Origin of the sequence: Dickeya aquatica, assembly GCF_900095885.1 — a bacterium.
GTDB lineage: Bacteria > Pseudomonadota > Gammaproteobacteria > Enterobacterales > Enterobacteriaceae > Dickeya > Dickeya aquatica.
Map to the genome: position 1 here is coordinate 1,298,475 of NZ_LT615367.1, position 20,949 is coordinate 1,319,423.

At 53.5% G+C, this 20,949-nt stretch carries 20 protein-coding genes, 1 tRNA gene and 1 pseudogene; 12 read left to right on the forward strand and 10 right to left on the reverse strand.

Annotated features, from left to right (window positions below; translation table 11 throughout):
* Positions 1-15: 15 nt before the first annotated feature.
* The 7 genes and pseudogenes from DAQ1742_RS20775 to DAQ1742_RS05935 all read right to left on the reverse strand — a co-directional run.
* Positions 16-354 (reverse strand): annotated as a pseudogene (locus DAQ1742_RS20775) (ash family protein); the annotation flags it as partial.
* Positions 347-1,189 carry an antA/AntB antirepressor family protein gene (locus DAQ1742_RS05910; protein ID WP_035343249.1) on the reverse strand — a complete coding sequence of 281 codons (843 nt, stop codon included), beginning with the start codon at positions 1,187-1,189 and terminating at the stop codon, positions 347-349. The pseudogene DAQ1742_RS20775 and the gene DAQ1742_RS05910, both read right to left, overlap by 8 nt.
* A 14-nt stretch (positions 1,190-1,203) precedes the next feature.
* Positions 1,204-1,650 carry a hypothetical protein gene (locus DAQ1742_RS05915; protein WP_067487180.1) on the reverse strand — a complete coding sequence of 149 codons (447 nt, stop codon included), beginning with the start codon at positions 1,648-1,650 and terminating at the stop codon, positions 1,204-1,206.
* Positions 1,647-1,844 carry a helix-turn-helix transcriptional regulator gene (locus DAQ1742_RS05920; protein ID WP_035343246.1) on the reverse strand — a complete coding sequence of 66 codons (198 nt, stop codon included), beginning with the start codon at positions 1,842-1,844 and terminating at the stop codon, positions 1,647-1,649. The genes DAQ1742_RS05915 and DAQ1742_RS05920 overlap by 4 nt, the downstream gene beginning before the upstream one ends.
* Before the next feature lie 207 nt (positions 1,845-2,051).
* Complete coding sequence (locus tag DAQ1742_RS05925) at positions 2,052-2,888, reverse strand: DUF6387 family protein (protein WP_027711506.1); 837 nt, start codon at positions 2,886-2,888, stop codon at positions 2,052-2,054.
* 147 nt (positions 2,889-3,035) lie between these two features.
* Positions 3,036-4,250 carry a tyrosine-type recombinase/integrase gene (locus DAQ1742_RS05930; RefSeq protein WP_035343240.1) on the reverse strand — a complete coding sequence of 405 codons (1,215 nt, stop codon included), beginning with the start codon at positions 4,248-4,250 and terminating at the stop codon, positions 3,036-3,038.
* A 164-nt stretch (positions 4,251-4,414) separates the two neighbouring features.
* Positions 4,415-4,489 (reverse strand) — tRNA-Arg (locus DAQ1742_RS05935).
* Positions 4,490-4,811: 322 nt separating this feature from the next.
* Between DAQ1742_RS05935 and mlaA the strand changes: the two genes are divergently transcribed.
* Complete coding sequence (mlaA, locus tag DAQ1742_RS05940; RefSeq protein WP_180706253.1) at positions 4,812-5,573, forward strand: phospholipid-binding lipoprotein MlaA; 762 nt, start codon at positions 4,812-4,814, stop codon at positions 5,571-5,573.
* A 183-nt stretch (positions 5,574-5,756) separates the two neighbouring features.
* Here the strand turns inward: mlaA and fadL are convergent, their stop codons facing one another.
* Positions 5,757-7,022: a long-chain fatty acid transporter FadL gene (gene fadL, locus DAQ1742_RS05945; RefSeq protein WP_035343237.1), complete on the reverse strand. Its 1,266-nt coding sequence runs from the start codon at positions 7,020-7,022 to the stop codon at positions 5,757-5,759.
* A gap of 379 nt (positions 7,023-7,401) precedes the next feature.
* Here fadL and DAQ1742_RS05950 point away from each other — a divergent pair, with 379 nt between their 5' ends.
* The 4 genes from DAQ1742_RS05950 (at position 7,402) to sixA (ending at position 12,605) form a co-directional block, all read left to right on the forward strand.
* Positions 7,402-7,698, forward strand: coding sequence for a YfcZ/YiiS family protein (locus DAQ1742_RS05950; protein ID WP_074384648.1), 297 nt, complete (start codon positions 7,402-7,404; stop codon positions 7,696-7,698).
* Between the two features lie 205 nt (positions 7,699-7,903).
* Complete coding sequence (fadI, locus tag DAQ1742_RS05955; RefSeq protein WP_035343235.1) at positions 7,904-9,223, forward strand: acetyl-CoA C-acyltransferase FadI; 1,320 nt, start codon at positions 7,904-7,906, stop codon at positions 9,221-9,223.
* The gene (fadJ, locus tag DAQ1742_RS05960) at positions 9,220-11,430 is read left to right on the forward strand and encodes a fatty acid oxidation complex subunit alpha FadJ (RefSeq protein ID WP_035343233.1); all 2,211 of its coding nucleotides are present in this window, start codon (positions 9,220-9,222) and stop codon (positions 11,428-11,430) included. The genes fadI and fadJ overlap by 4 nt, the downstream gene beginning before the upstream one ends.
* A 692-nt stretch (positions 11,431-12,122) precedes the next feature.
* A complete protein-coding gene (gene sixA / locus DAQ1742_RS05965) occupies positions 12,123-12,605 on the forward strand; it encodes a phosphohistidine phosphatase SixA (protein WP_035343231.1) in 483 nt (160 codons plus the stop codon).
* A gap of 59 nt (positions 12,606-12,664) precedes the next feature.
* Here sixA and smrB read toward each other — a convergent pair whose 3' ends face one another.
* Positions 12,665-13,210 (reverse strand): endonuclease SmrB, encoded by a 546-nt coding sequence (gene smrB, locus DAQ1742_RS05970; protein WP_035343229.1) that lies wholly within the window; start codon positions 13,208-13,210, stop codon positions 12,665-12,667.
* Positions 13,211-13,398: 188 nt separating this feature from the next.
* Here smrB and prmB point away from each other — a divergent pair, with 188 nt between their 5' ends.
* The 6 genes from prmB to DAQ1742_RS06000 all read left to right on the forward strand — a co-directional run bounded on the left by prmB (position 13,399) and on the right by DAQ1742_RS06000 (position 18,174).
* Positions 13,399-14,331 (forward strand): 50S ribosomal protein L3 N(5)-glutamine methyltransferase, encoded by a 933-nt coding sequence (prmB, locus tag DAQ1742_RS05975; RefSeq protein ID WP_035343227.1) that lies wholly within the window; start codon positions 13,399-13,401, stop codon positions 14,329-14,331.
* A 118-nt stretch (positions 14,332-14,449) separates the two neighbouring features.
* Positions 14,450-15,535, forward strand: coding sequence for a chorismate synthase (gene aroC, locus DAQ1742_RS05980; RefSeq protein ID WP_035343225.1), 1,086 nt, complete (start codon positions 14,450-14,452; stop codon positions 15,533-15,535).
* 97 nt (positions 15,536-15,632) lie between these two features.
* The gene (gene mepA, locus DAQ1742_RS05985) at positions 15,633-16,463 is read left to right on the forward strand and encodes a penicillin-insensitive murein endopeptidase (RefSeq protein ID WP_035343224.1); all 831 of its coding nucleotides are present in this window, start codon (positions 15,633-15,635) and stop codon (positions 16,461-16,463) included.
* Between the two features lie 3 nt (positions 16,464-16,466).
* The gene (locus DAQ1742_RS05990; RefSeq protein WP_035343222.1) at positions 16,467-17,267 is read left to right on the forward strand and encodes a sulfite exporter TauE/SafE family protein; all 801 of its coding nucleotides are present in this window, start codon (positions 16,467-16,469) and stop codon (positions 17,265-17,267) included.
* Positions 17,267-17,845 carry an elongation factor P hydroxylase gene (locus DAQ1742_RS05995; protein WP_035343220.1) on the forward strand — a complete coding sequence of 193 codons (579 nt, stop codon included), beginning with the start codon at positions 17,267-17,269 and terminating at the stop codon, positions 17,843-17,845. The genes DAQ1742_RS05990 and DAQ1742_RS05995 overlap by 1 nt, the downstream gene beginning before the upstream one ends.
* A gap of 53 nt (positions 17,846-17,898) precedes the next feature.
* A complete protein-coding gene (locus DAQ1742_RS06000) occupies positions 17,899-18,174 on the forward strand; it encodes a YfcL family protein (RefSeq protein ID WP_035343218.1) in 276 nt (91 codons plus the stop codon).
* Positions 18,175-18,278: 104 nt separating this feature from the next.
* On the opposite strand, the gene DAQ1742_RS06005 is transcribed toward DAQ1742_RS06000, so the two are convergent.
* Complete coding sequence (locus tag DAQ1742_RS06005) at positions 18,279-19,184, reverse strand: LysR family transcriptional regulator (RefSeq protein ID WP_035343216.1); 906 nt, start codon at positions 19,182-19,184, stop codon at positions 18,279-18,281.
* Positions 19,185-19,500: 316 nt separating this feature from the next.
* Between DAQ1742_RS06005 and DAQ1742_RS06010 the strand changes: the two genes are divergently transcribed.
* Complete coding sequence (locus DAQ1742_RS06010) at positions 19,501-20,919, forward strand: coniferyl aldehyde dehydrogenase (protein WP_035343214.1); 1,419 nt, start codon at positions 19,501-19,503, stop codon at positions 20,917-20,919.
* Positions 20,920-20,949: the final 30 nt, after the last annotated feature.

Consider the following 20,949-nt stretch of genomic DNA (forward strand, 5'->3'; position numbering starts at 1 on the left):
CTCCGTATGCAATGGAATGGATCCACCACCGGAAACGCCAATTTCACTGGTGGTGGACTGAACAGGGTTGGCGTAACCGGAGCATACGGAATCCGGCGCATCTTTCGATGCCCCTGCCCAGCCCACCATAATTTTGTGAGCGGTGCGGATTATACCCGCAACGCTGAAAAAAGGGTGTACTGAGCTTACGACACAAAAAAAGACGCTTGGCGCGTCATATGTCGCCGCATGCATTACCGGGACGCCAATCCCGGCACCAGATTTTGCTGGTGCCTGTTGAAAATAGCCCATCTGTAAAGCAAACGGCAAGCGGTTTTTGCGTACCCTGTGGGCAACGTCGCGTAAGTTACGCATGGTTCACCCCCAGCCGTTTTGCCATCCAGCGCTGAGACAGCCGGGTTAATTCGGCTTTGCGCTGGGGGTAGTCTTGCCCCAGTTCAATCAGCGTGATGTTGGTCTGCTCAAGGTAGGAAAGGTGCTCCAGTTGGTCGGCGCTCATGCTGTCGCGGGGTTCGCCGGTTACACCATTGACCTGTGCCCAGCCTTTTGCCGTCAGGCCGCCCAGTACCAGGCGGGCGATCATGTTGCTTTCAGTGGTGTAGTGGTGGGGTTGAGTTTTCTTGCCCTGTTCCGAACGGGCGATTTCCAGTGCGGCGCACATCGGTTTGAAGTAATTCGCGGCGGTCAGGCGGGCCTTCAACTGGCGGCGAAAACGGGCGGCCACTTCCGGCGCACTGCGGTGTAAGGCTTCCTCGCACTGGATGAAGTAACGACGAACGGCACGGCCCTGCTCGTTGCGCTCAACCATTGCCAGCTCTTTTGCCATGTTAAGTGACAGCACATAATCTTTACTGCGGCGATCACCACCCCGGCTTGTTTTCCATTGCCGGGCTGGCTGGCCGTTTTCAGTGTATTGATTCACCGGAATGGGGGAATCAAAGGTCAAAAAATCAACATTATCGATAAAGCCATATTCTTCAATACGGCTTTTAATCCAGGTGGAGAAATCACGCCCCACCCCTAACGCAATATGCAGGGATTTGGCGCTCACAATATTGGTTTCGCGTTCGCCTATCCGGCCAGAAATCACCGGGATTAATTCGGCAAAGCCATTACTGGAAATATTGCTCTGGCGGTTTTCAGGGTGAGGGAGTCCCTGACCGTGAAGGTCATTATTTTTTGATGTCATAAAATCAGGCTCCGTTAGCGGGCGGCGTAATCCGGGTACAGGCTCAGGATATGGTTAATTTCCTGCCGGGTAAGCGGCGGGTGTCCGTTAATCCCGGCGTTGCTATTGACCAGTCGAATGACGCGGGAAATATCATCACGCGTTGCAAACCGATAGCGGTAATGACTGCCGATCCCGTCGGCGTTAGGTTCGTCAATACGCACTAACCGAATATCAAGCAGGCGCTCTAATTCCGTGGCGTAATTCCGGCCAGAAGAAAGGCGGCAGTGGTGGAGAATGTCATTCTCAGTAAAACCACCCGCACCGGAACGCAGCATGAAAACCCGTGCGCGATGCTTCTTAGGGACTGGCCTTATCCGCGCTGGCTGGTTATTATGTCCGCCAGCAATATGAGTTTGCGCAGCAGGTTTATTTTGTTCACATTGACGCCCGGTAGCACGGGCGTTTTTTGTTTGCATTATGCAACCTCCCCGCGAGACTCGGCGATACGCTGATTAATCCAGTCATCAATTTCACTTTCAACGAAAGCTATTGAACGAGAGCCGATCTTTACCGGCTGCGGGAAGCGATCTTGGCTAATAAGGCGATAGAGCCATGCCTTGCTATAGCCGGTACGGCGCTGGACTTCGGGGAGCCGAATAAGATTATTAGACATGTTTACCTCGTAACGTCTATTGCGATTTACGAGTTAATTAAATACTTGAAAATATCTTGTGTCGCAGAATGGGTAACAAAAAATATCATCTGGATTAATTCTAAAAAATAAGCGAGTGGAGTGTGAAGGGAAAGCATCTGAATGGAGTAAGGCTAATGAAAACTCACCTGGATTGGTTGTCAATTAAACTCAATCCAGGTGAACGAGTCATTTTAACGAAAACTTATACTCAGATGCTCGCAATAAATTTCCGTTCATGACTGTTTTTGCCAGTTCTGGCATTGTTTTTCGCACTCGCTCCACAGGGTTAGCCTCATACTCATCAGGATAAAGTACCTTAGATAAGATTACGTTATTGATATTTAATGATTTTGCCTTGCAAAAGAGCATCACATCTAAGTAATGAAGCAACCTTAGATTAGAGAATTTTTTTATATCACTCTCAGTAATGTATTTAACCGGAGTTATCCCCCGCTTACGCCTTTCTATAGAAATTAATTTCCTCAGGGCGTCGAAAATAACATCATCCTTAGCATTCAAATCAATCTCGACATAAAAATCAGATTGTTTATCTTCATTTTCTATCTCAATATCAATGACTCGCCTATTTTTAGTGTCTATGTATTTAGGATCATTGCTATGAATTCTATCTAAATATTCATCATTAGACATCCCATCAATAAGATTATTTCCAGCTAAAAACTGTAGATATGACGCATTAATTTTAAAAATACCGGGGCAATAATCTTCAACGGAATCATCATATCCTGATTCGTTGATTTTTAGACTAGAGGGATTGATGGCATCGCCATTGGTGATTTTATCAATAAATTGCCAATAATCACTTTTCTTTTGCTCCCACATATTTTTTTGTATGGCAGCAAATTTTTTATTCCAAACAGGCGGATTTTCGGGATTGAAATCCCAAAAATCACAGCGGATCCATAGCAAATAAATCCATTCACCGTAGGTAAGTGCTTTTGAGGCCTCATCATATTTATCAATGCTAAACCATTTGAGCGCTTCGAACACATCCTCAACCATTATGCCATCACCTCACGCCCTCTAATTTTGGCGGCTATGCCAGCCCGCAGAGGTGTACGGGTTTTCGGGGATCAGCCTAGACATAGCCTATTCTTTATTCGTCTAAGGAAGTCTACTACCACCAATTGTTACCGTCTATTCATCCAGTTATGCACGTTTCCCAAACGAGCCGTGAACCACATTTTCGCCGTTCTCCAGCGAGTCCATATAGTCCGCATACCACTGGAGCATTTCACGCCTGCCATCCAGATATTGGGCATGGTTATAGGTGCCACGAATTGAGTTTTTATCGACGTGGGCAAGCTGGGTTTCAATCCATGCCGTGTTGTAGCCCTGTTCGTGGAGAATGGTGCTCATGGTGTGGCGGAAACCGTGGCATGTGACCTTTCCGGCATAACCGCTGCGTTTAAATACCTGGTTAATGCTGGCTTCACTCATTGTTTTGCGAGGGTCATTCCGGCCCGGGAACATCAGCGGATAGTTACCCGTTATCTCTCTTATCTGCTCTACGATAGCAAGAGCCTGACGTGATAGCGGTACAAGGTGAGGGCGGCGCATCTTCATCCGTTCCGCAGGGACATCCCATAGAGCATTTTCGATATCTATTTCCTGCCAGGTGGCGCCGCGCAATTCACCGTTACGCAACCCGGTCAGGATAAGCAGCCGTGCGGCCAACACCACCAGCGTGCTACCAGAGTAGCCGGATAGCGCCGTAAAGAAATCCGGTAGCTCTTTAGCGATTAGGAAAGGGTGATGTTTCGATTCATGCCCTTGCATAGCGCTTATCAGGTCTGGCGCAGGGTTATACGATGCTCGCCCGGTGACAATGGCATAACGGAAAACCTCAGAGCAGCGCATCCGCACCTTTCTGGCTTGCTCAGTAGCGCCGCGATTTTCTATTTTTTTGAGTATTTCCAATAGCTCCAGCGGTTTAATTTCTGCGATCGGGCGATCCCCCAGGCGAGGGAAAACATTATTAGTGAGTAGCACCATATTTTCATTGGCATACCCGGCCGACCACTTTTTGGCTTTGCTGGCGAGCCATTCCAGCGCGATGTCCTTAAAACTATTTTTTACTTGAGCCTTGCGGGCGTCTTTTTCATCCTTTTTATTCTCGGATGGATCAGCGCCAGCAGCGAGAGCCTTTTTCGCCTTATCACGCAGCGTTCTGGCATCGGCAAGCGAGACATCAGGATATACCCCCAGTGCCAGGAGCTTTTCTTTACCCGCAATCCGATACTTTAGACGCCAATAACGTGCGCCGTTGGTGTTGACGAGCAGGTATAAGCCGCCGCCGTCTGCCAATTTATACGGCTTATCTTTAGGTTTGGCGGTATCAACCTGCCGTGCATTTAGTTTCATTTGGGGGTATCAGTTTTAGACCGAACACGGAATACCCCCAAATGTACCCCTGAAATATGTTGATTGCAATAGATTGTAGTGGACGTTGAGAGAGTGAGATTTATCGTGAAGCCTTGGTATTGCTGAGGTTTGTTGACTTGAGTAGACGCTGAGAGAAGTGTGATTGGCGCCCCCAGCAGGAATCGAACCTGCAACTAGCCCTTAGGAGGGGCTCGTTATATCCATTTAACTATGGGGACAGCGCGCCGGGGATTATACCTGATTTAGCCGCTGCTATAAGCACTGACTGGTGCGTTTGCTCAATCTAACACCAGTTAGTCTTGAAATCGTTGTATCAGCCCGCTGTGCCGGGTGAGATATCGCCGGATTCGTCAGTGATGATAGCTAAATATGGCGCACAATTGGTACTGGCGTTCTGCTGTGAATTGTCGCAGGATCCGCATCCGGTATAATCATGCCGATGTATTAAAATGATAGCATGTGGTGGTGTTCGTTGGCGGCCGAGCGGCAGTCTGCGCAGACTGCATGAGACTGCATGAAAGTTCAGCAGGGAGAGAGGTTATGAATGTTCGTCTGGGTAGTATTGCTCTGGTGAGTGTACTGCTTGTCGGTTGCGCCAGTTCAAAAACTTCACCACCGGCGCAACGGTCAGATCCGCTGGAAGGGTTCAACCGCACCATGTTCAGCGTTAACTACAACGTGCTGGACCCTTACGTGGTACGCCCGGCAGCGGTAGTCTGGCGTGACTACATGCCACAGCCGGCGCGTAATGGCTTGACCAATTTTTTTGTCAACCTGTCTGAGCCTGCCACTATGGTGAATTACTTTGCTGAGGGGAAACCCTATCAGGCGATGATCCATTTCAACCGGTTTTTCCTTAACACCGTGTTAGGGATGGGCGGTCTGATAGATGTTGCCACCATGGCCAATCCTAAGCTTGCGAAGGAAGATCCGCATCGCTTTGGCAGCACACTCGGTCACTATGGCATGGGGTATGGGCCTTATCTGGTGTTGCCTGCCTATGGGAGTGCCACGCTGCGTGAAGATGGGGGGGGATGGGTTGATACACTCTATCCGCCGCTAAGTTACCTGACTTTCTGGATGACAGCAGGCAAGTGGATGGTGGAAGGGCTGGAAACCCGCTCGCGTTTGCTGGACTCAGATAGCCTGTTGCGTAACTCCTCAGATCCTTATCTGATGGTGCGTGATGCTTACTTCCAGCGTCACGATTTTCTCGCTAACGATGCCAGGTCCACTGCGGTGAAAAACCCGAATGCCAAGGCGATTGAAAGCAGCCTGGATGAGATTGACGCCGGTAAATAAGGAAGGGTGATGCGGTCAGGGCGTTTTCCGACGCCCGTGTTGTGTCTCTCTTGTCCCGCGGTGTGTTTTAGACGCTTACACGCTATTACCGTGGGATACGCTGGAACTGAATCGCTGCACTCAATAAAGAAGGGCTGCATTATGGCAGCCCTTTTTGCACTATCCGTTCACTGTCCGTTCGGTTTAGAAACGGTAGTTGACGTTCACACCATACAGCCATGCCTGACCTTTTGAGGTGAAGCTATAGCTTGGTACATTGGCGGCGACACCGGCTTCATGGATAGTGACTTTTTGCCCATGCATATAAGAGACACCCACATCGACAGAGGCATCCTTGTTAAAGGCATAGGTGGTACCGGCACTCAGCCATAACCGGTCCTGATCGGGAATCGAAATGGTGCGTTTGTCAGCGGGGACCGGGCTGTCGTCAAAGGCGATACCGGTGCGGAACGTCCAGTTATCGTCATAGTAATAGGTGGTGCCCAGTGCGATGCGGTAAGCATCGCGGAAATGCTCATCTTTTTGGAATAACTGCTGGCCGTTGCTGCCGGTGGCCCGCAGCTCCTGAAACGCGCTCCAGCCGGTATAGGCAAGGCTGTAGTGCACCGCCCATTTAGGCGCGACACGGTGATAAGCCGATAACTCCCACATTTCCGGCAGGTTCAGCGTCAGGTCACCGGGGACGGTGACGCCGCTGGTGCCGCGCGGTACGGCCATGGCGCTGCGAAAAGAACCTTTGAAATCAATATCGACCCTGGAGCGATAGCTCAGGCCAAAACGGTTGTTTTTATCCAGCTCATACAAAATACCGGCGTTCCAGCCATAACCCCACTCTTTGCCGTCCAAATGGGTAATTTCAGCGCTGCGGCTTACGTTCAGTGCCGGAGCTAATTCCCCTGCGGTACGCACAATTTTGGCATCAGCGTAGACGGCATTCACACCCAGCCCAACGCTAAACTGCTCATTGAGCCGATAAGCGGCGCTCAGGTTCAGGTTGGAGGTTTTCAGGTCTGTTTTGCCGCCGATAGAACCGGCGCTGAAGTTATCGCTAAACTCGGTTGCCAGGCCAAAGTTGGTGGTGGCCGATGCACCCACGGCCCAACGCTCATTGAGCGGCATGATGAAATGCAGGTTCGGCACCCAGGCATGTGGCGCGATATTATCGGCACTGGCATCATTGCCGCTGGAACTGGCACCGTGCAGGTTAATACCGGGATTGATATATGTAACACCGCCAGAGAACACCGGGCGATCGAACAGGGTCATGGTGGCCGGGTTACGGCTACCGGACGTGGCGTTATCGGCGATGGCACTTTCACCAGAGAAAGCGCGCCCCAGGCCGGATGAGGAAAACTCATTCAACTGGAAACCCGCAGCGTTCACATTTGATGCCATCAGCGCCAGCGCCACAGCAAGTGATGTTTTCTTTAACAGGACTTTCTGGCTCATGACCAAGACCTCACTGAACGTTTGTGTTTTTGTTAAGCGTGTAACAAGGGACGCGCATTGTAGGGGGGGTTAGGGGGCTGACAAATCAGACCAGTTTCAAAAAGTATAAAAGTAAAACAAGAAAATGTTTCCGTCTGGTTTTCGCAATGTTGCGTAAATGATTCAAAAATTAGATCTGGTTAACAAATATCGTGATTTACATCGTTCGCATTAGCTTATTTTATTGAAAATAAACATTAAAATGTGACTCTTGTCACGCGAAAACCCTTAAATCAGTAAGTGCTAGTGAGCGATGGCCGGGAGAGGTAAAATGTGTGAAGAACAAAATAGATGGTGTACTTCTTAGCGGGAGTCGCTGTCGTTGCAGAGGAGTTTTGCCATGACAAACGCGATAAACAAATGTAGCGCAGAAGAAACCGCAGCCTGTTGCTGTGTGGATGTGGGAACGGTGATGGACAATACCGATTGTACGGCATCTTACCGTCACGTATTTAGCGACAGTGACAGTGCCGCACACATGCAGGCGCAATTGACGCAAAAAGCCCGTGCGGTGGAGTCTGAACCCTGTGAGATAAGTGCCCGTCTTACCGATGTTGACGGTGGCATTCAACTTGATATGGATTTTACCTTTAGTTGCCAGGCTGAAACCCTGATTTTCCAGTTGGGACTGCGCTAGTTACCTCGTAGCGCTCCTGTCATTTTGTCTTTGCGGCTGAGGTGCCTTGTCAGCCGCATCATGCCTCAGCTTTCTGTTGGCGCACACGCTCAGTGTGGCGCAGCTCGCTATTCCCGCTTCTGTTGTTTGCATAATGTAATTTCGGGGTTAACAATAAGTTCAAATCTGTTCGCTGGCTGAACACAACGGAAAACGAGATGAACTTATGGTAAGGCAAAATGCCATGCCGCTGTTGACCCGGCGCGGCGAGCGCGTTGCGATTGTCTCGGGGCTGCGCACCCCGTTTGTCCGTCAGGCAACGGCCTTTCACGGCGTACCGGCATTAGAGCTTGGCAAGCTGGTGGTCAATGAACTGCTTACCCGAAGCAGCATAGCATCAGAGCAGGTTGAGCAACTGGTATTCGGTCAGGTGATTCAAATGCCGGAAGCACCGAATATCGCCCGCGAAATTGTACTCGCCAGCAACATGAGTGTGCACACCGATGCCTACAGTGTGTCGCGCGCTTGTGCCACCAGTTTTCAGGCGGTTGCCAATGTGGCGCAAAGTATCCTGACCGGAGCCATCCACACGGGAATAGCCGGTGGCGCGGATTCCGCTTCCGTGCTGCCTGTCGGGGTGAGCAAAGCGCTGGCACGCACCTTGCTGGATGTGTCACGGGCGAAAACGCTGCGTGAGCGGCTGCTGCTATTGGCGCGCCTTCGGCCAAAGGATTTACTGCCGGTGGCCCCGTCTGTTGCCGAATATTCTACCGGGCTTCGCATGGGCGATTGCGCAGAGCAAATGGCCCGGCGCTATGGCATCAGCCGGGAGAGCCAGGATGAATTTGCCCACCGCTCGCACCAGTTGGTGGCCGCGGCGTGGGATGACGGCGTGCTGCATGATGAGGTCATGACCGCCTGGGTGCCGCCTTATCAGCAGGCCATCAGTGAAGATAATACCTTCCGTCGTGATAGTGACCCCGCGCTTTATTCGCGCCTGAAACCCGCGTTTGACCGCCGTTATGGCAGTATCACACCGGCTAACAGCTCCCCTTTAACCGACGGTGCGGCCGCGGTATTGCTGATGAATGAGTCTCGCGCCGCAGAGCTTGGCCTGACGCCCCTTGGTTTTTTGCGCAGTTATGCGTTCTGCGCCATCGACGTTCATCAGGATATGTTAGCCGGCCCGGCCTATGCGACGCCGCTGGCGCTCGACAGCGCCGGTATCGGGCTGGGCGATCTGGCGTTGATTGATATGCACGAAGCCTTTGCGGCCCAGACGCTGGCGAATGTGCAACTGTTTGCCAGCCGCCGCTTTGCACGGGATGTTTTGCAGCGCGACACGCCTCTCGGTGACATCGATATGCGCCGGTTCAATGTGCGGGGCGGGTCGATAGCTTACGGCCACCCGTTTGCTGCAACAGGGGCACGGATGATCACGCAAACCTTGCAGGAACTGCGCCGTCGCGGCGGTGGGCTCGGCCTGGTAACGGCGTGTGCCGCAGGCGGATTAGGCGCAGCGATGGTACTGGAGAGCCAGCCATGAAAGAAGACGATACCTTAAGTCATGTTCAGGATGGTGCCGAAAACCACCCAACGCAGGCATTCACATTGACCATGCGCCCGGACAATATCGCCGTCATCACGATAGATGTGCCGGGTGAAAAAGTGAACACCTTAAAAGCCGAATTTGCCGCACAGATGAGGGCCATTCTGGCACAGATCCAGTCTCATCAAGGAGTGCAAGGGGCGATTATCCTCTCGGGTAAACCGGCTTCTTTTATTGCCGGAGCTGATATCAGTATGCTGGCTGCGTGCGAAGATGCCCGTGCAGCAGAACAATTGGCACGAACCGGGCAGCAGGTGCTGGCGGCGCTGGCGGCTATGCCCTTTGCGGTGGTGGCAGCGATTCATGGTAACTGTCTCGGTGGCGGGCTTGAGCTGGCACTGGCCTGTGATTATCGCGTGTGCAGCGAGGATGACGTCACCCGTCTTGGCTTGCCTGAAGTGCAACTGGGCCTGTTACCGGGAGCCGGAGGAACACAGCGTCTGGCGCGCCTGATTGGCGTAGACCGTGCGCTGGAGCTGATTCTGAGTGGTCGTCAATTACGTCCGGCACAGGCGCGTCGGCTTGGTGTGGTCGATGAGGTGGTGCCGGCTGACGTGTTAATCGCGGCGGCAGTTCGCAGGGTTAATCTGGGGAAGCGGCCCATCCAGCCCCCCGTCTGGCGGCAGCGTTTATTGATGTTGCCGTACCTGCGCCCCCTGTTTTTCCGGCGGGTTGAGCGCATCGCGCAGGCCAAGGCGCAGGGCCACTATCCGGCGATTGAACGGATCCTGACGGCGGTGCGCACCGGTCTGGAGCACGGGGAGGCGGCGGGTTATCAGGCTGAAGCGACGGCCTTCGGGCAACTGGTGATGTCGCCGGAGTCTCGTGCCTTACGACGGCTGTTTTTTATTAATAATCGACTGAAAAAAGCACATGACGATGCTATCAGCCCCGAGCCATTAAGGCTGATTGGGATTGTGGGCGGCGGGTTGATGGGGAGCGGTATAGCTATCGTCACTGCCTTTAAGGCGCAATTGCCTGTGCGGATTAAAGATATCCACCTGCATGGTATCACCCAGGTGCTACGCGATGGCTGGCAGCACCTGCAACGTCAGGTCGCGCGGCGGCAAATCACCCCCGCACACCAGCGCCGCCAAATGAGTCTTCTTAGCGGCAGTACCGATTACCGGGGCTTTGAGCAGGCTGATATCGTCATCGAAGCCGTACCGGAGGTGCTGGCGCTGAAGCAGCAGATGGTGCGTGACATTGAGGCTATCACCTCACCCAATACAGTGTTCGCAACGAATACGTCATCGCTGCCGATTCATCAGATTGCTGCGGCATCGACGCGGCCTGCACAGGTTGTGGGCCTGCATTATTTCAGCCCGGTGGCGAAAATGCCGCTGGTAGAGGTTATTGTTGCAGCACACACCCGTGAGCAAACCGTTGCCAGCGTGCTGTCTCTGGCAAAAAAACAGGGGAAAACAGCGATTGTCGTGGCAGATAGCGCCGGTTTTTACGTTAACCGTATTCTGGCTCCGTATCTGAACGAAGCGGCGTACTGTTTGCTGGAAGGCGAGCCGGTTGAATCGATAGACCGGGTGCTGGTGCGTTTTGGCTTCCCACTCGGGCCGTTTGCCTTGCTCGATGAGGTTGGCATTGATGTGGCAATGAACATTGTCCCGGTACTGGTTGCCGAACTGGGGGCGCGCTTTTCTGCGCCACCGGTACTGGCGGCGATGGCCCGGGACAATCGCCACGGCCGTAAGAATAAACGTGGTTTTTACGGCTATACTCCGTCGCGCTATGCTCGATTACGGCCTGCGTGGCGTCATCGTCCGCGAAAGGCTGACCCGCAAATTTACCCATTGCTTGGCATTACGCCAACAGAGCACCTTGACCCGGCTTTGATTGTACAGCGATGCGTGATGATGATGCTCAATGAAGCGGTACATTGCCTGGATGAACAGGTGATACGTCATCCCGGTGACGGGGATATCGGGGCGGTAATGGGAATCGGTTTTCCGCCATTTCTGGGCGGCCCGTTTCATTATATCAATCAGTTGGGCACAAAGACGGTTGTCGCAACATTACGGGCATTACAGGCAAGATACGGCGAGCGTTTTACCCCGGCGCAAGGGTTACTGAGTCGTGCCGAGCAGGGAGCCGTGTTTGATGATGATACCCGCAAGACAGCGCGCTGAAAGGCTGGGCGGTAGAACGACAGGTCGGTAATAGAGATATGCCGCCGGGCTTATCTTTTTACAGCAACATCACATCCTTTTGATCGGGCCCAAGTGCTGTTTCCCTGAATGTTGGGCATAATAACGCGGTAAACTATTTTTATTCGCTGCTTTTCAGCGGTGATTACCCTGATGGATAAGCCTCTTTCACTATAATGGGCGTGATATTTTTTTCCATCCTTTCCCGGTGCGAAACGACGAAAGAGTGGAAATGTAGCCGCAAAATAAAATCAGGGCTGTTTTATGCTGTATTGGAATTAATGGTGTTGTTTTAACCCATAAAACGATTTTTTATTGGTTTAAACTATGGTTGCTACGGTGCCATCATGGGGTAAACAGCACATTATGATGAGGCTGTATTGATGTATCCTTGCCTTTCTTAACGGTAATATGCTGAAAAACAGGCGCTGCGGGCTGAAAGAATGTTCTCGTTAGCGTCGTTATACTGATGAGCCGCCGCCTGTCAGGTTGCGATTCGACAGCATTTGGGGTAAAAACATGCGCTTTGCGCTGGTTAAAACACCATCAGCTGTAGAAATCAATACCTGATATCAGGTTGTGACTTGCCGCAAAACGGCATTGAGCCGGTTCGGTTAATCTGAAGTTATCCTCAGGGTTTCATTACCCTTTTTTCATCAAGATAGCGGTGTAATATGCAAGTTTTGATCATGCGCCATGGTGATGCTGTACCTGACGCAGCCAGTGATGCTTTGCGACCTCTGAGTCACCGGGGGGAAGAAGAATCCCGTCTGATGGCCGCCTGGCTTCACAGTCAGTCGATTACGATTGATAAAGTGCTGGTAAGCCCTTACATGCGGGCGCAACAGACGTTAGCGGTGGTGGCAGAGCAGTTCCCGTTGCCGCAAAGCGAATGCGTGCCCGAACTGACGCCGGGAGGTGATGCCGGGCAGGTGCGTGATTATTTATATGCACTCGAGCAACAAGGCTTGCATGGGGTTTTGCTGATTTCCCACCTGCCGCTGGTCGGCTATCTGGTGGCCGAACTCTGCCCTGGAGAAACTGCCCCGATGTTTGCCACTTCTGCCGTTGCCAATATTCAATTCGATGGGCAAGCGGGGGCGGGGGAATATTGCTGGCAGGTTAGCCCAACGCAACTGGCTGCCAAACACACCTGAACCAGCAATACGGCTAAATCAATGGCGTGGCTGAGCGGTATGTGGCAGCGTGGCTGCACTCAGTCGGCCTCATCGTCTTGTGCTTGTGCAACCAATACCAGCAAGGCGGCATCGCCACCAAACTCTTTGGGTGCCTGATGAAACGCCAATACATCAGGATGTTGTGCCAGCCACAACGGAGTTTGCTGTTTAAGTATGTGCTTGCCATGACCATGCATCACGCAGGCACAGTAAACATGCTCCCGCTGACAGGCAGCCAGCAGCGCGCCCAGTTCCTGTTTTGCTTCCAGTTGTGTTAACCCATGCAAATCGAGAAAAAGCTCGGGTGAGTAATCGCCCCGGCGCAGTTTCTTGAGTTCATAATGGTTGGCACCGGGGCGCATATAGCGCATCGGGCCATCGCTCTCCAGTTGCGGCTGAAATTCGTCAGAAAAATAGAAACTGGCATCCACCTGCTCCTGAAGCATGCGCCGGGGCGGTAGTGTCCCGGCTTTATGGCGCACCGGGCGATGGACGTAAGTATCCTGACGTAGTCGGCTGGCTCCCGATACCGAGGTGCGAAACAGCGCCTGAGCCTCCTCATCCAGCATAAATTTCTTTTTCATGCGTGCATCACTCTGTCATGTCGTGGTGTCTTGTCGCAATAGTCTACCTTTTTCCCTGCCGGTTACTAAAAAAAACCTCGTTTATGCCCTGTCGGCGTGCGCCCGGCGGTGGTGATATCTGCTGATTTGTCGCCGTCTTCATGGCAAACTACGGCTCTCACACAGAGAGCTGTCTGCGGAGGACAAACTTGGACAAAATTTTCGTCGATGAGGCAGTCAACGATCTGCACACCATGCAGGATATGCTGCGCTGGGCTGTAAGCCGTTTTAACGCGGCCGGTATTTACTACGGACATGGCACCGACAACCCCTGGGATGAAGCGTTGCAACTGGTGTTACCCAGTTTGTTTTTACCTATTGATATTCCAGAGGATATGTACGGTGCCCGGCTCACTGCCAGCGAGCGGCATCGTATTGTCGAGCGGGTGATTCGCCGTGTGAATGAGCGTATTCCGGTCGCCTATCTGACGAATAAAGCCTGGTTCTGCGGACTGGAATTCTACGTGGATGAGCGGGTGCTGGTGCCGCGCTCACCGATTGGTGAGCTGATTCATCAGCGCTTTGAGTCGCTGATAGCGATTGAGCCTCGCCATATTCTCGATTTGTGCACCGGTAGCGGTTGTATTGCGATTGCCTGTGCTCAGGCTTTTCCCGAAGCGGAAGTGGATGCTGTTGATATCTCAGCGGATGCGCTGGCGGTAACCGAGCAGAACATCCAGCAGCATGGCATGGAATATAACGTGACACCGATCCGTTCTGATCTGTTCAGCTCACTGCCTGCATTGCATTATGACCTGATTGTTACCAATCCGCCGTATGTGGATGAAGAAGACATGGCCGATTTGCCGCAAGAGTACCGCTTTGAGCCGGAGCTTGGGCTGGCGGCAGGCAGCGATGGGCTGAAACTGGTGCGCCGTATTCTGGCTTATGCACCGGATTACCTGAGTGATGACGGCGTGCTGATTTGCGAAGTGGGCAACAGCATGGTGCACCTGATGGATCAGTACCCGGATATTCCGTTTACCTGGCTTGAATTTGATAACGGTGGCGACGGGGTATTTATGCTGACTCGCAGCCAACTGCTGGAGTGTGCCGAGCACTTCCGCTTGTACCGTAATTAACCGATATCACCGTTATACGGCATCGTTGCCGTTAACGGTGTCACCGCCGATGACCGTGTTAACGGGTGCACAAGCCTGTGTGGCCCGGCACTAAGTTTTTGAATGCTAAGGAGCCGTGATGGCAGGAAACAGTATTGGTCAGTTTTTCCGTGTCACCACTTTTGGTGAATCCCACGGTGTTGCGCTGGGATGTGTGGTAGATGGTGTACCGCCGGGCATAGCCCTGACTGAAGCCGATTTGCAGCACGATTTAGACCGTCGCCGTCCAGGCACCTCGCGCTACACGACGCAGCGCCGTGAACCGGATCAGGTGCGGATCCTGTCTGGCGTGTTTGAAGGGGTGACAACCGGTACCAGTATCGGCCTGCTGATTGAAAATACCGATCAGCGCTCTCAGGATTACAGCGCGATTAAAGACCTGTTTCGCCCGGGTCATGCCGACTATACCTATGAGCAAAAATATGGCTTGCGCGATTACCGTGGCGGCGGGCGTTCTTCCGCCCGTGAAACCGCGATGCGAGTGGCGGCCGGTGCCATTGCCAAAAAGTACCTGCAACAGCGGCATGGCGTGCAAATTCGCGGTTATCTGTCGCAGATGGGGGATGTCGTTTGTACCCTGAAAGACTGGGCTCAGGTTGAGCAGAACCCGTTTTTTTGCCCTGACCCGGAGAAAATCGACGCGCTGGATGAACTGATGCGGGCGTTGAAAAAAGAGGGGGATTCTGTCGGTGCCAGGGTTACTGTTGTGGCTGATGCCGTGCCACCGGGGCTGGGTGAGCCGGTATTTGACCGTCTCGATGCCGATATTGCCCATGCGCTGATGAGTATCAACGCGGTGAAAGGGGTTGAAATTGGCGATGGGTTCGCGGTGGTCAATAAGCGCGGCAGTGAAAACCGCGATGAAATTACCCCGCAAGGCTTTTTGAGCAACCATGCGGGCGGCATTTTAGGCGGCATCAGCAGCGGTCAGTCGATTGTGGCGCATCTGGCGCTCAAACCGACCTCCAGCATTACCGTGCCGGGGCGCACCATTACTCGAGATGGCGACGCGACAGAGATGATAACGCGTGGTCGTCACGACCCCTGTGTCGGGATTCGTGCGGTGCCGATAGCGGAAGCGATGATGGCCATCGTGTTGATGGATCATTTGCTGCGCCAGCGGGCACAGTGCGGGGATGTAAACTCATCGGTGCCGCGTTGGTAATCCTTTGTGTGACAGAGCGCAACGGGGCTGACAGGCGCGTTGCGCATCTGAATTATCACCGGTGAACTCACAGACAGAGTAGGCATAGTCAATATCAATGAAAATACACTGGATTGGGATGGCCGCCTGGCTATTGAGCAGCGTGGCGCTGGCGAAAACACCGTGGCAGGAGATAACGCACCCGGTGGCCGGTTCGCCACAGTCGATAGGGGCATTTGCCAATGGCTGCATTATTGGCGCACAGCCGCTGGCGTTGCAGTCACCGGATTATCAGGTGATGCGCGTCGATCAACGGCGCTATTTTGGTCACCCGGATTTGCTTTTATTCATCAAACGCTTAAGTGAAAATGTGCGCCGTAGTACCGGTGGAACGGTATTGATTGGGGATATGGGCATGCCTGCGGGCGGGCGTTTTAGCAGCGGCCATGCCAGCCATCAATCGGGACTGGATGTGGATATCTGGCTGCAATTGCCGCGTCAGCGCTGGAGTCAGCAGCAACTGCTGGAGCCGCAACCGCTCGATTTGGTACTGGCGGATGGTAAAAATGTTAACCCGCGCCTGTGGTCGCCCGATGTGATGAAACTGGTGAAGACGGCGGCGCAGGATAATGACGTAACGCGCATTTTTGTTAACCCTGCTATTAAGAAGCAACTGTGTCTGGATGCCGGCAGCGATCGTAACTGGTTACACAAGGTGCGCCCCTGGTTTGCGCACCGCGCGCACATGCATGTTCGGCTGCGTTGCCCGGCAGATAGTCTTGAGTGTCAGGAGCAAGACGCACCACCGGCCGGAGATGGCTGCGGCGCAGAATTAAACAGTTGGTTCCAGCCGCATAAACCGGGTGCGCAGGCACCGGCTAAAACCACGCCGCCACCACTGCCTCCATCATGTCAGGCGTTACTTAACAGACACTTCAGCGCGGAATAATTCATGGAATGGTTTGTTGTCGGGTCAGATGTTCTGGCCCTGTTGTTTCTCGCCAGCGTGATTGCCGGTTTTGTTGATTCGATTGCTGGCGGCGGCGGTTTGTTGTCGATTCCCGTATTGCTGGCCGCCGGGTTATCACCGGCACAGGTGCTGGCGACCAATAAACTACAGGCGGTGGGCGGTTCGTTTTCTGCCAGCCTCTATTTTATTCGTCGCCGTGCCGTAGATATGGACGTGTTGCGACTGGCGGTGCCGCTGACCTTTATCGGTGCCGTATTCGGTGCCTGGCTGATTCAGCAAATCCATGCCGATTTTTTGCGTAAACTGCTGCCCGTGCTGGTGATTGGGATCGGACTCTATTTTTTGCTGATGCCAAAAATTGGTGAAGGCGATCGCCACGCGCGGGTCGGGATGTTGACGTTCTCTGTGCTGGGCGGAGCGTGCGTTGGCTTTTATGACGGTTTCTTCGGGCCGGGTGCCGGTTCATTCTACGCGCTGGCGTATGTCACGCTGCTGGGTTTTAACCTGTCAAAAGCGACCGCTCACGCCAAAGTGCTCAACTTTACCTCGAACTTCGGCAGTCTGTTATTCTTCATGCTGGGCGGGCAGGTGGTTTGGGGCGTGGGGCTGGTGATGCTGATCGGGCAGATTATTGGTGCCCGGCTGGGAGCCAGGATGGTGCTGACACGCGGCCAAAAACTGATTCGCCCGATGCTGGTTATCATGTCCGCCCTGATGAGTATTAAATTGATCCACGATAATCACGGCAGCGAGATTGCCCGCTGGCTGGGACAGCTATTCTGATGACAACCTTGACGAAAGATTCCGTGGTGCAAACCACAACACCGCACCATTACGAACAACTGATCACGCTGTTTAACCACTGTTTTAGCGGCGCTTATAACACCCGGCTGGTAAAAGGCGATGATGAGCCGATTTATCTGCCGGCGGATGCCGGGACGCCCTATCACCGCATTGTGTTTGCCCACGGGTTTTACGCCAGCGCAATGCACGAAATTTCACACTGGTGTATTGCGGGTGACGCGCGGCGTCAACAGGTGGATTTCGGCTACTGGTACTGCCCCGATGGCCGTGATGCACAAACGCAGTCTCAGTTTGAAGTGGTGGAGATAAAACCGCAGGCGCTGGAGTGGATGTTCTGTGTTGCGGCGGGGTTTCCTTTTAATGTCAGTTGCGACAACCTTGAGGGGGATGTCGAGCCCGACCGCATCGATTTTCAGCGCCGGGTTCATGCGCAGGTGATTATCTATCTGCAACAGGGCGTGCCTGAGCGCCCGGCGCGTTTCATCAAGGCGTTGCAGGATTTCTATCACACCGCGCCGCAGACGGCAGCAGATTTTCCTTACCCCGAAGACCTGTGATGACGGGCAGTAAGACGATAACAAAAACCGGCAATTTAACTTAAGGATCACCAATGATCGCAGATTTTGAGGCGCGTATCCTGACGCTGATTGACAACATGGTCGAGCACGCCAGCGATGATGAGCTGTTTGCCAGCGGCTACCTGCGCGGCCACCTGACGCTTGCCGTCGCACAAGTCGAAGCGCACGGCGAGCAGACGGCGCAGGCACTCTATGACCGGGTGCAGGAGAGCGTGCGTCAGGCCATCGACAACGGCGAACTGTCACCGCCGGATCAAGTGCTGGTCACGCAGGTGTGGGATTCGCTATACCAGCAGGCACAGCCGTAAGATAACACCCCGCTCAGGGGTGTTTTTTTGCCGGTCATTCTGATAAGCGCCGTTTTCGGGCGGTGTCTGGCATCACCCGTCGCGCTCAGACCGAGCGTTGGGCATTATGGCGCGGGTAACGAGGCCTGTTTACGCAACCGGAACAACAATGCCTGGCGGGCATGGGCGACGCGAGGCTGGCGTAACGCACTGGGTTGCCAGAGCAGGTAATAACTGCGACTGGCGCGCGCAACAGGTGCCGGGATCTCACGCAATTCCCCCCGTTCAATGTAAGGCGTGCAGAGATAGGCCGGCAGCGCACTCCAGCCAAACCCTTCGCGTAACAGGCTGCATAGCGCGCGTAAATCCTGACCGACCATCGCCGGGAGTAGCGTGGGGGCCTGAACGCGGTTGGTGCTAAACCAGTTATCAATCAGCGGCATTGTCAGGCTGTAGGCCAGAACCGGTTCGGTTTGCATCGCAGTCAGCATATCGGGGGTGTTGATGAGCCGGGTGACGACCGAAGGGGCGGCAACAGCCATGATTTCGTCGGTGAGCATCAACTCGCTTTTCAGGCGTTTATCTTGCGAAGGCGCAGCCGAAATCCCCAGATCGCAATATCCTTCAATCAGGCCCTGGGCGATGGCGTCGTAATCACCGGTTTGCATCCTGACACGTACGCCCACCTCCAGCAGCGGCAGTAACTGTTTGGCCACCACTTCGGCAAGAAAATCGGCATGCCCGATGATTTGCAGCGCACCAGCCAGCTCCAGTGAACGGGCTTTTGCCGACGCCAGGGCATTTTCCGCTTCATCCAGCCTGTCGCCGATATCCGCCGCCAGTTCATCGGCCACCGAGGTCGGCGTGACACCGCGCGTTTGGCGCTCAAACAACGGACGGCCAATTGACATCTCCAGACCGGCTATGTGCTGCGATACCGCCGGTTGGGTCAGGTTTAGCGTTCGCGCAGCGCCGCTGATAGAGCGCTGGCGGTATACCTCAATAAAGGTTCTCAGTCTGGCAATAGACATAGCTTACCCATAATTATTTTTATATCTATACCTAAGTATGCTAGTTGGTCACAACCAATTAACACGAGTAAAGTGCACTCCATCAAAGCATAACTGCTTGCGACGAGAAAAGTCGATTGCAGGATATAAAGAAAATTTATATCGAATAATACTGATCTCACAGGGCATTGCACACCATAGGATGATGCCATCATCAGGGCGAAAACGACATTGTTCGCCTGTGCTGAGATGATTGTGGGCAATGAATGTAGCGATGCGCTTTCCACTTTCGCGTTAGCGATGAAAGACGTCATACGATATTTGAGGAGTCATCACCATGCCATTAGCGCAAACGCACAATGATTTAAAAGCGATATTGCAGACCATGAAAAATGCCCACGTTGCACATGGCCCGGCTGATGCGGCACTGCGCCGTGACAGGCTGCTGCGTAGTGCCCGGCTGATTCGTGAAAATTATGTCTCACTGAGCCAGGCGATGGATGCGGATTTTGGTCATCGTAGCGTGTACCAGTCGCTGGTGGCCGATATGGCGACTACCGTGCGGGCGCTTGAGCATTCAGCCGAGCACGTTGCGCAGTGGATGCAGCCAGAACAGGTTGAGAGCCCGGTGCCGGGAATGCAGGCCTGGATTCAGCAACAGCCGCTTGGCGTGGTTGGGGTGATAAGCCCTTGGAATTTCCCGATTAATCTGGCCTTTGCGCCGCTGGCGGGGGTGTTTGCCGCCGGTAATACGGCAATGCTGAAACCTTCTGAGTTAACGCCCGCTACCTCAGAACTGCTGGCCGAGCTGATTGCCCGTTATTTTGACCCGCTCGAACTGGAAGTGGTGTTGGGCGATGCCGCTATCGGTGCCGCGTTCAGTAGCCTGCCGTTTGATCATCTGGTGTTTACCGGTAGCTCCGGCGTTGGTCGCCATGTGATGCGCGCTGCCGCTGAGAACCTGGTACCGGTCACACTGGAACTGGGCGGTAAATCGCCGGTGGTTATCGATAACGATGCCGATATTGGCCTGGCGGCACAACGGACGTTAACGGTGAAAACCTTCAATGCCGGGCAGATTTGCCTGTCGCCAGACTACGTGATGCTGGCGCAGGAAAAAATCGATGACTTTATTCATGCCAGCAAAACCTTTATGGCCGGGGCGTTCCCGACGTTGCAGCGTAACCCGGACTACACATCGATTATTACCGCGCGCCACTATGAACGCTTAATCGGCCTGCTCAATGATGCCGCCAGCCGTGGCGCGACGCTGGTGAGCCTGGCCCCTCAAGGCGAGCCGGATTTTGATGCGGGTTCACGCAAAATTGCGCCGCATCTGGTGCTGAATGTCAGCGATGATATGCAGATTATGCAGGAAGAGATTTTTGGCCCGTTACTGCCGGTGCGCACCACGGCCTCACTGGATGAAGCGATTGCCTATATCAATGCGCATCCGCGCCCGCTGGCCGCGTACTACTTTGGCCAACAAGCGGCGCAGCAAACGGCGTTTGCTGAACGCACCACATCCGGTGCGCTGGTCATCAATGATGTGATGACCCACGCCAGTATTGAAGCACTGCCCTTTGGTGGGGTTGGCGCATCCGGTATGGGCGCTTATCACGGCATTCACGGTTTCCGCCGTTTCAGCCATGCCAAACCAGTGGTGGTGCAAAATGAAGAGGGAACGTTAAACCTGCGTTTGCGTGCGCCCTATAATGACAAATTATCCCAGCTTGAAGCGTTTCTTAACGGCTAATGTGACGTCACCCGACAGGGGTGACTCGAG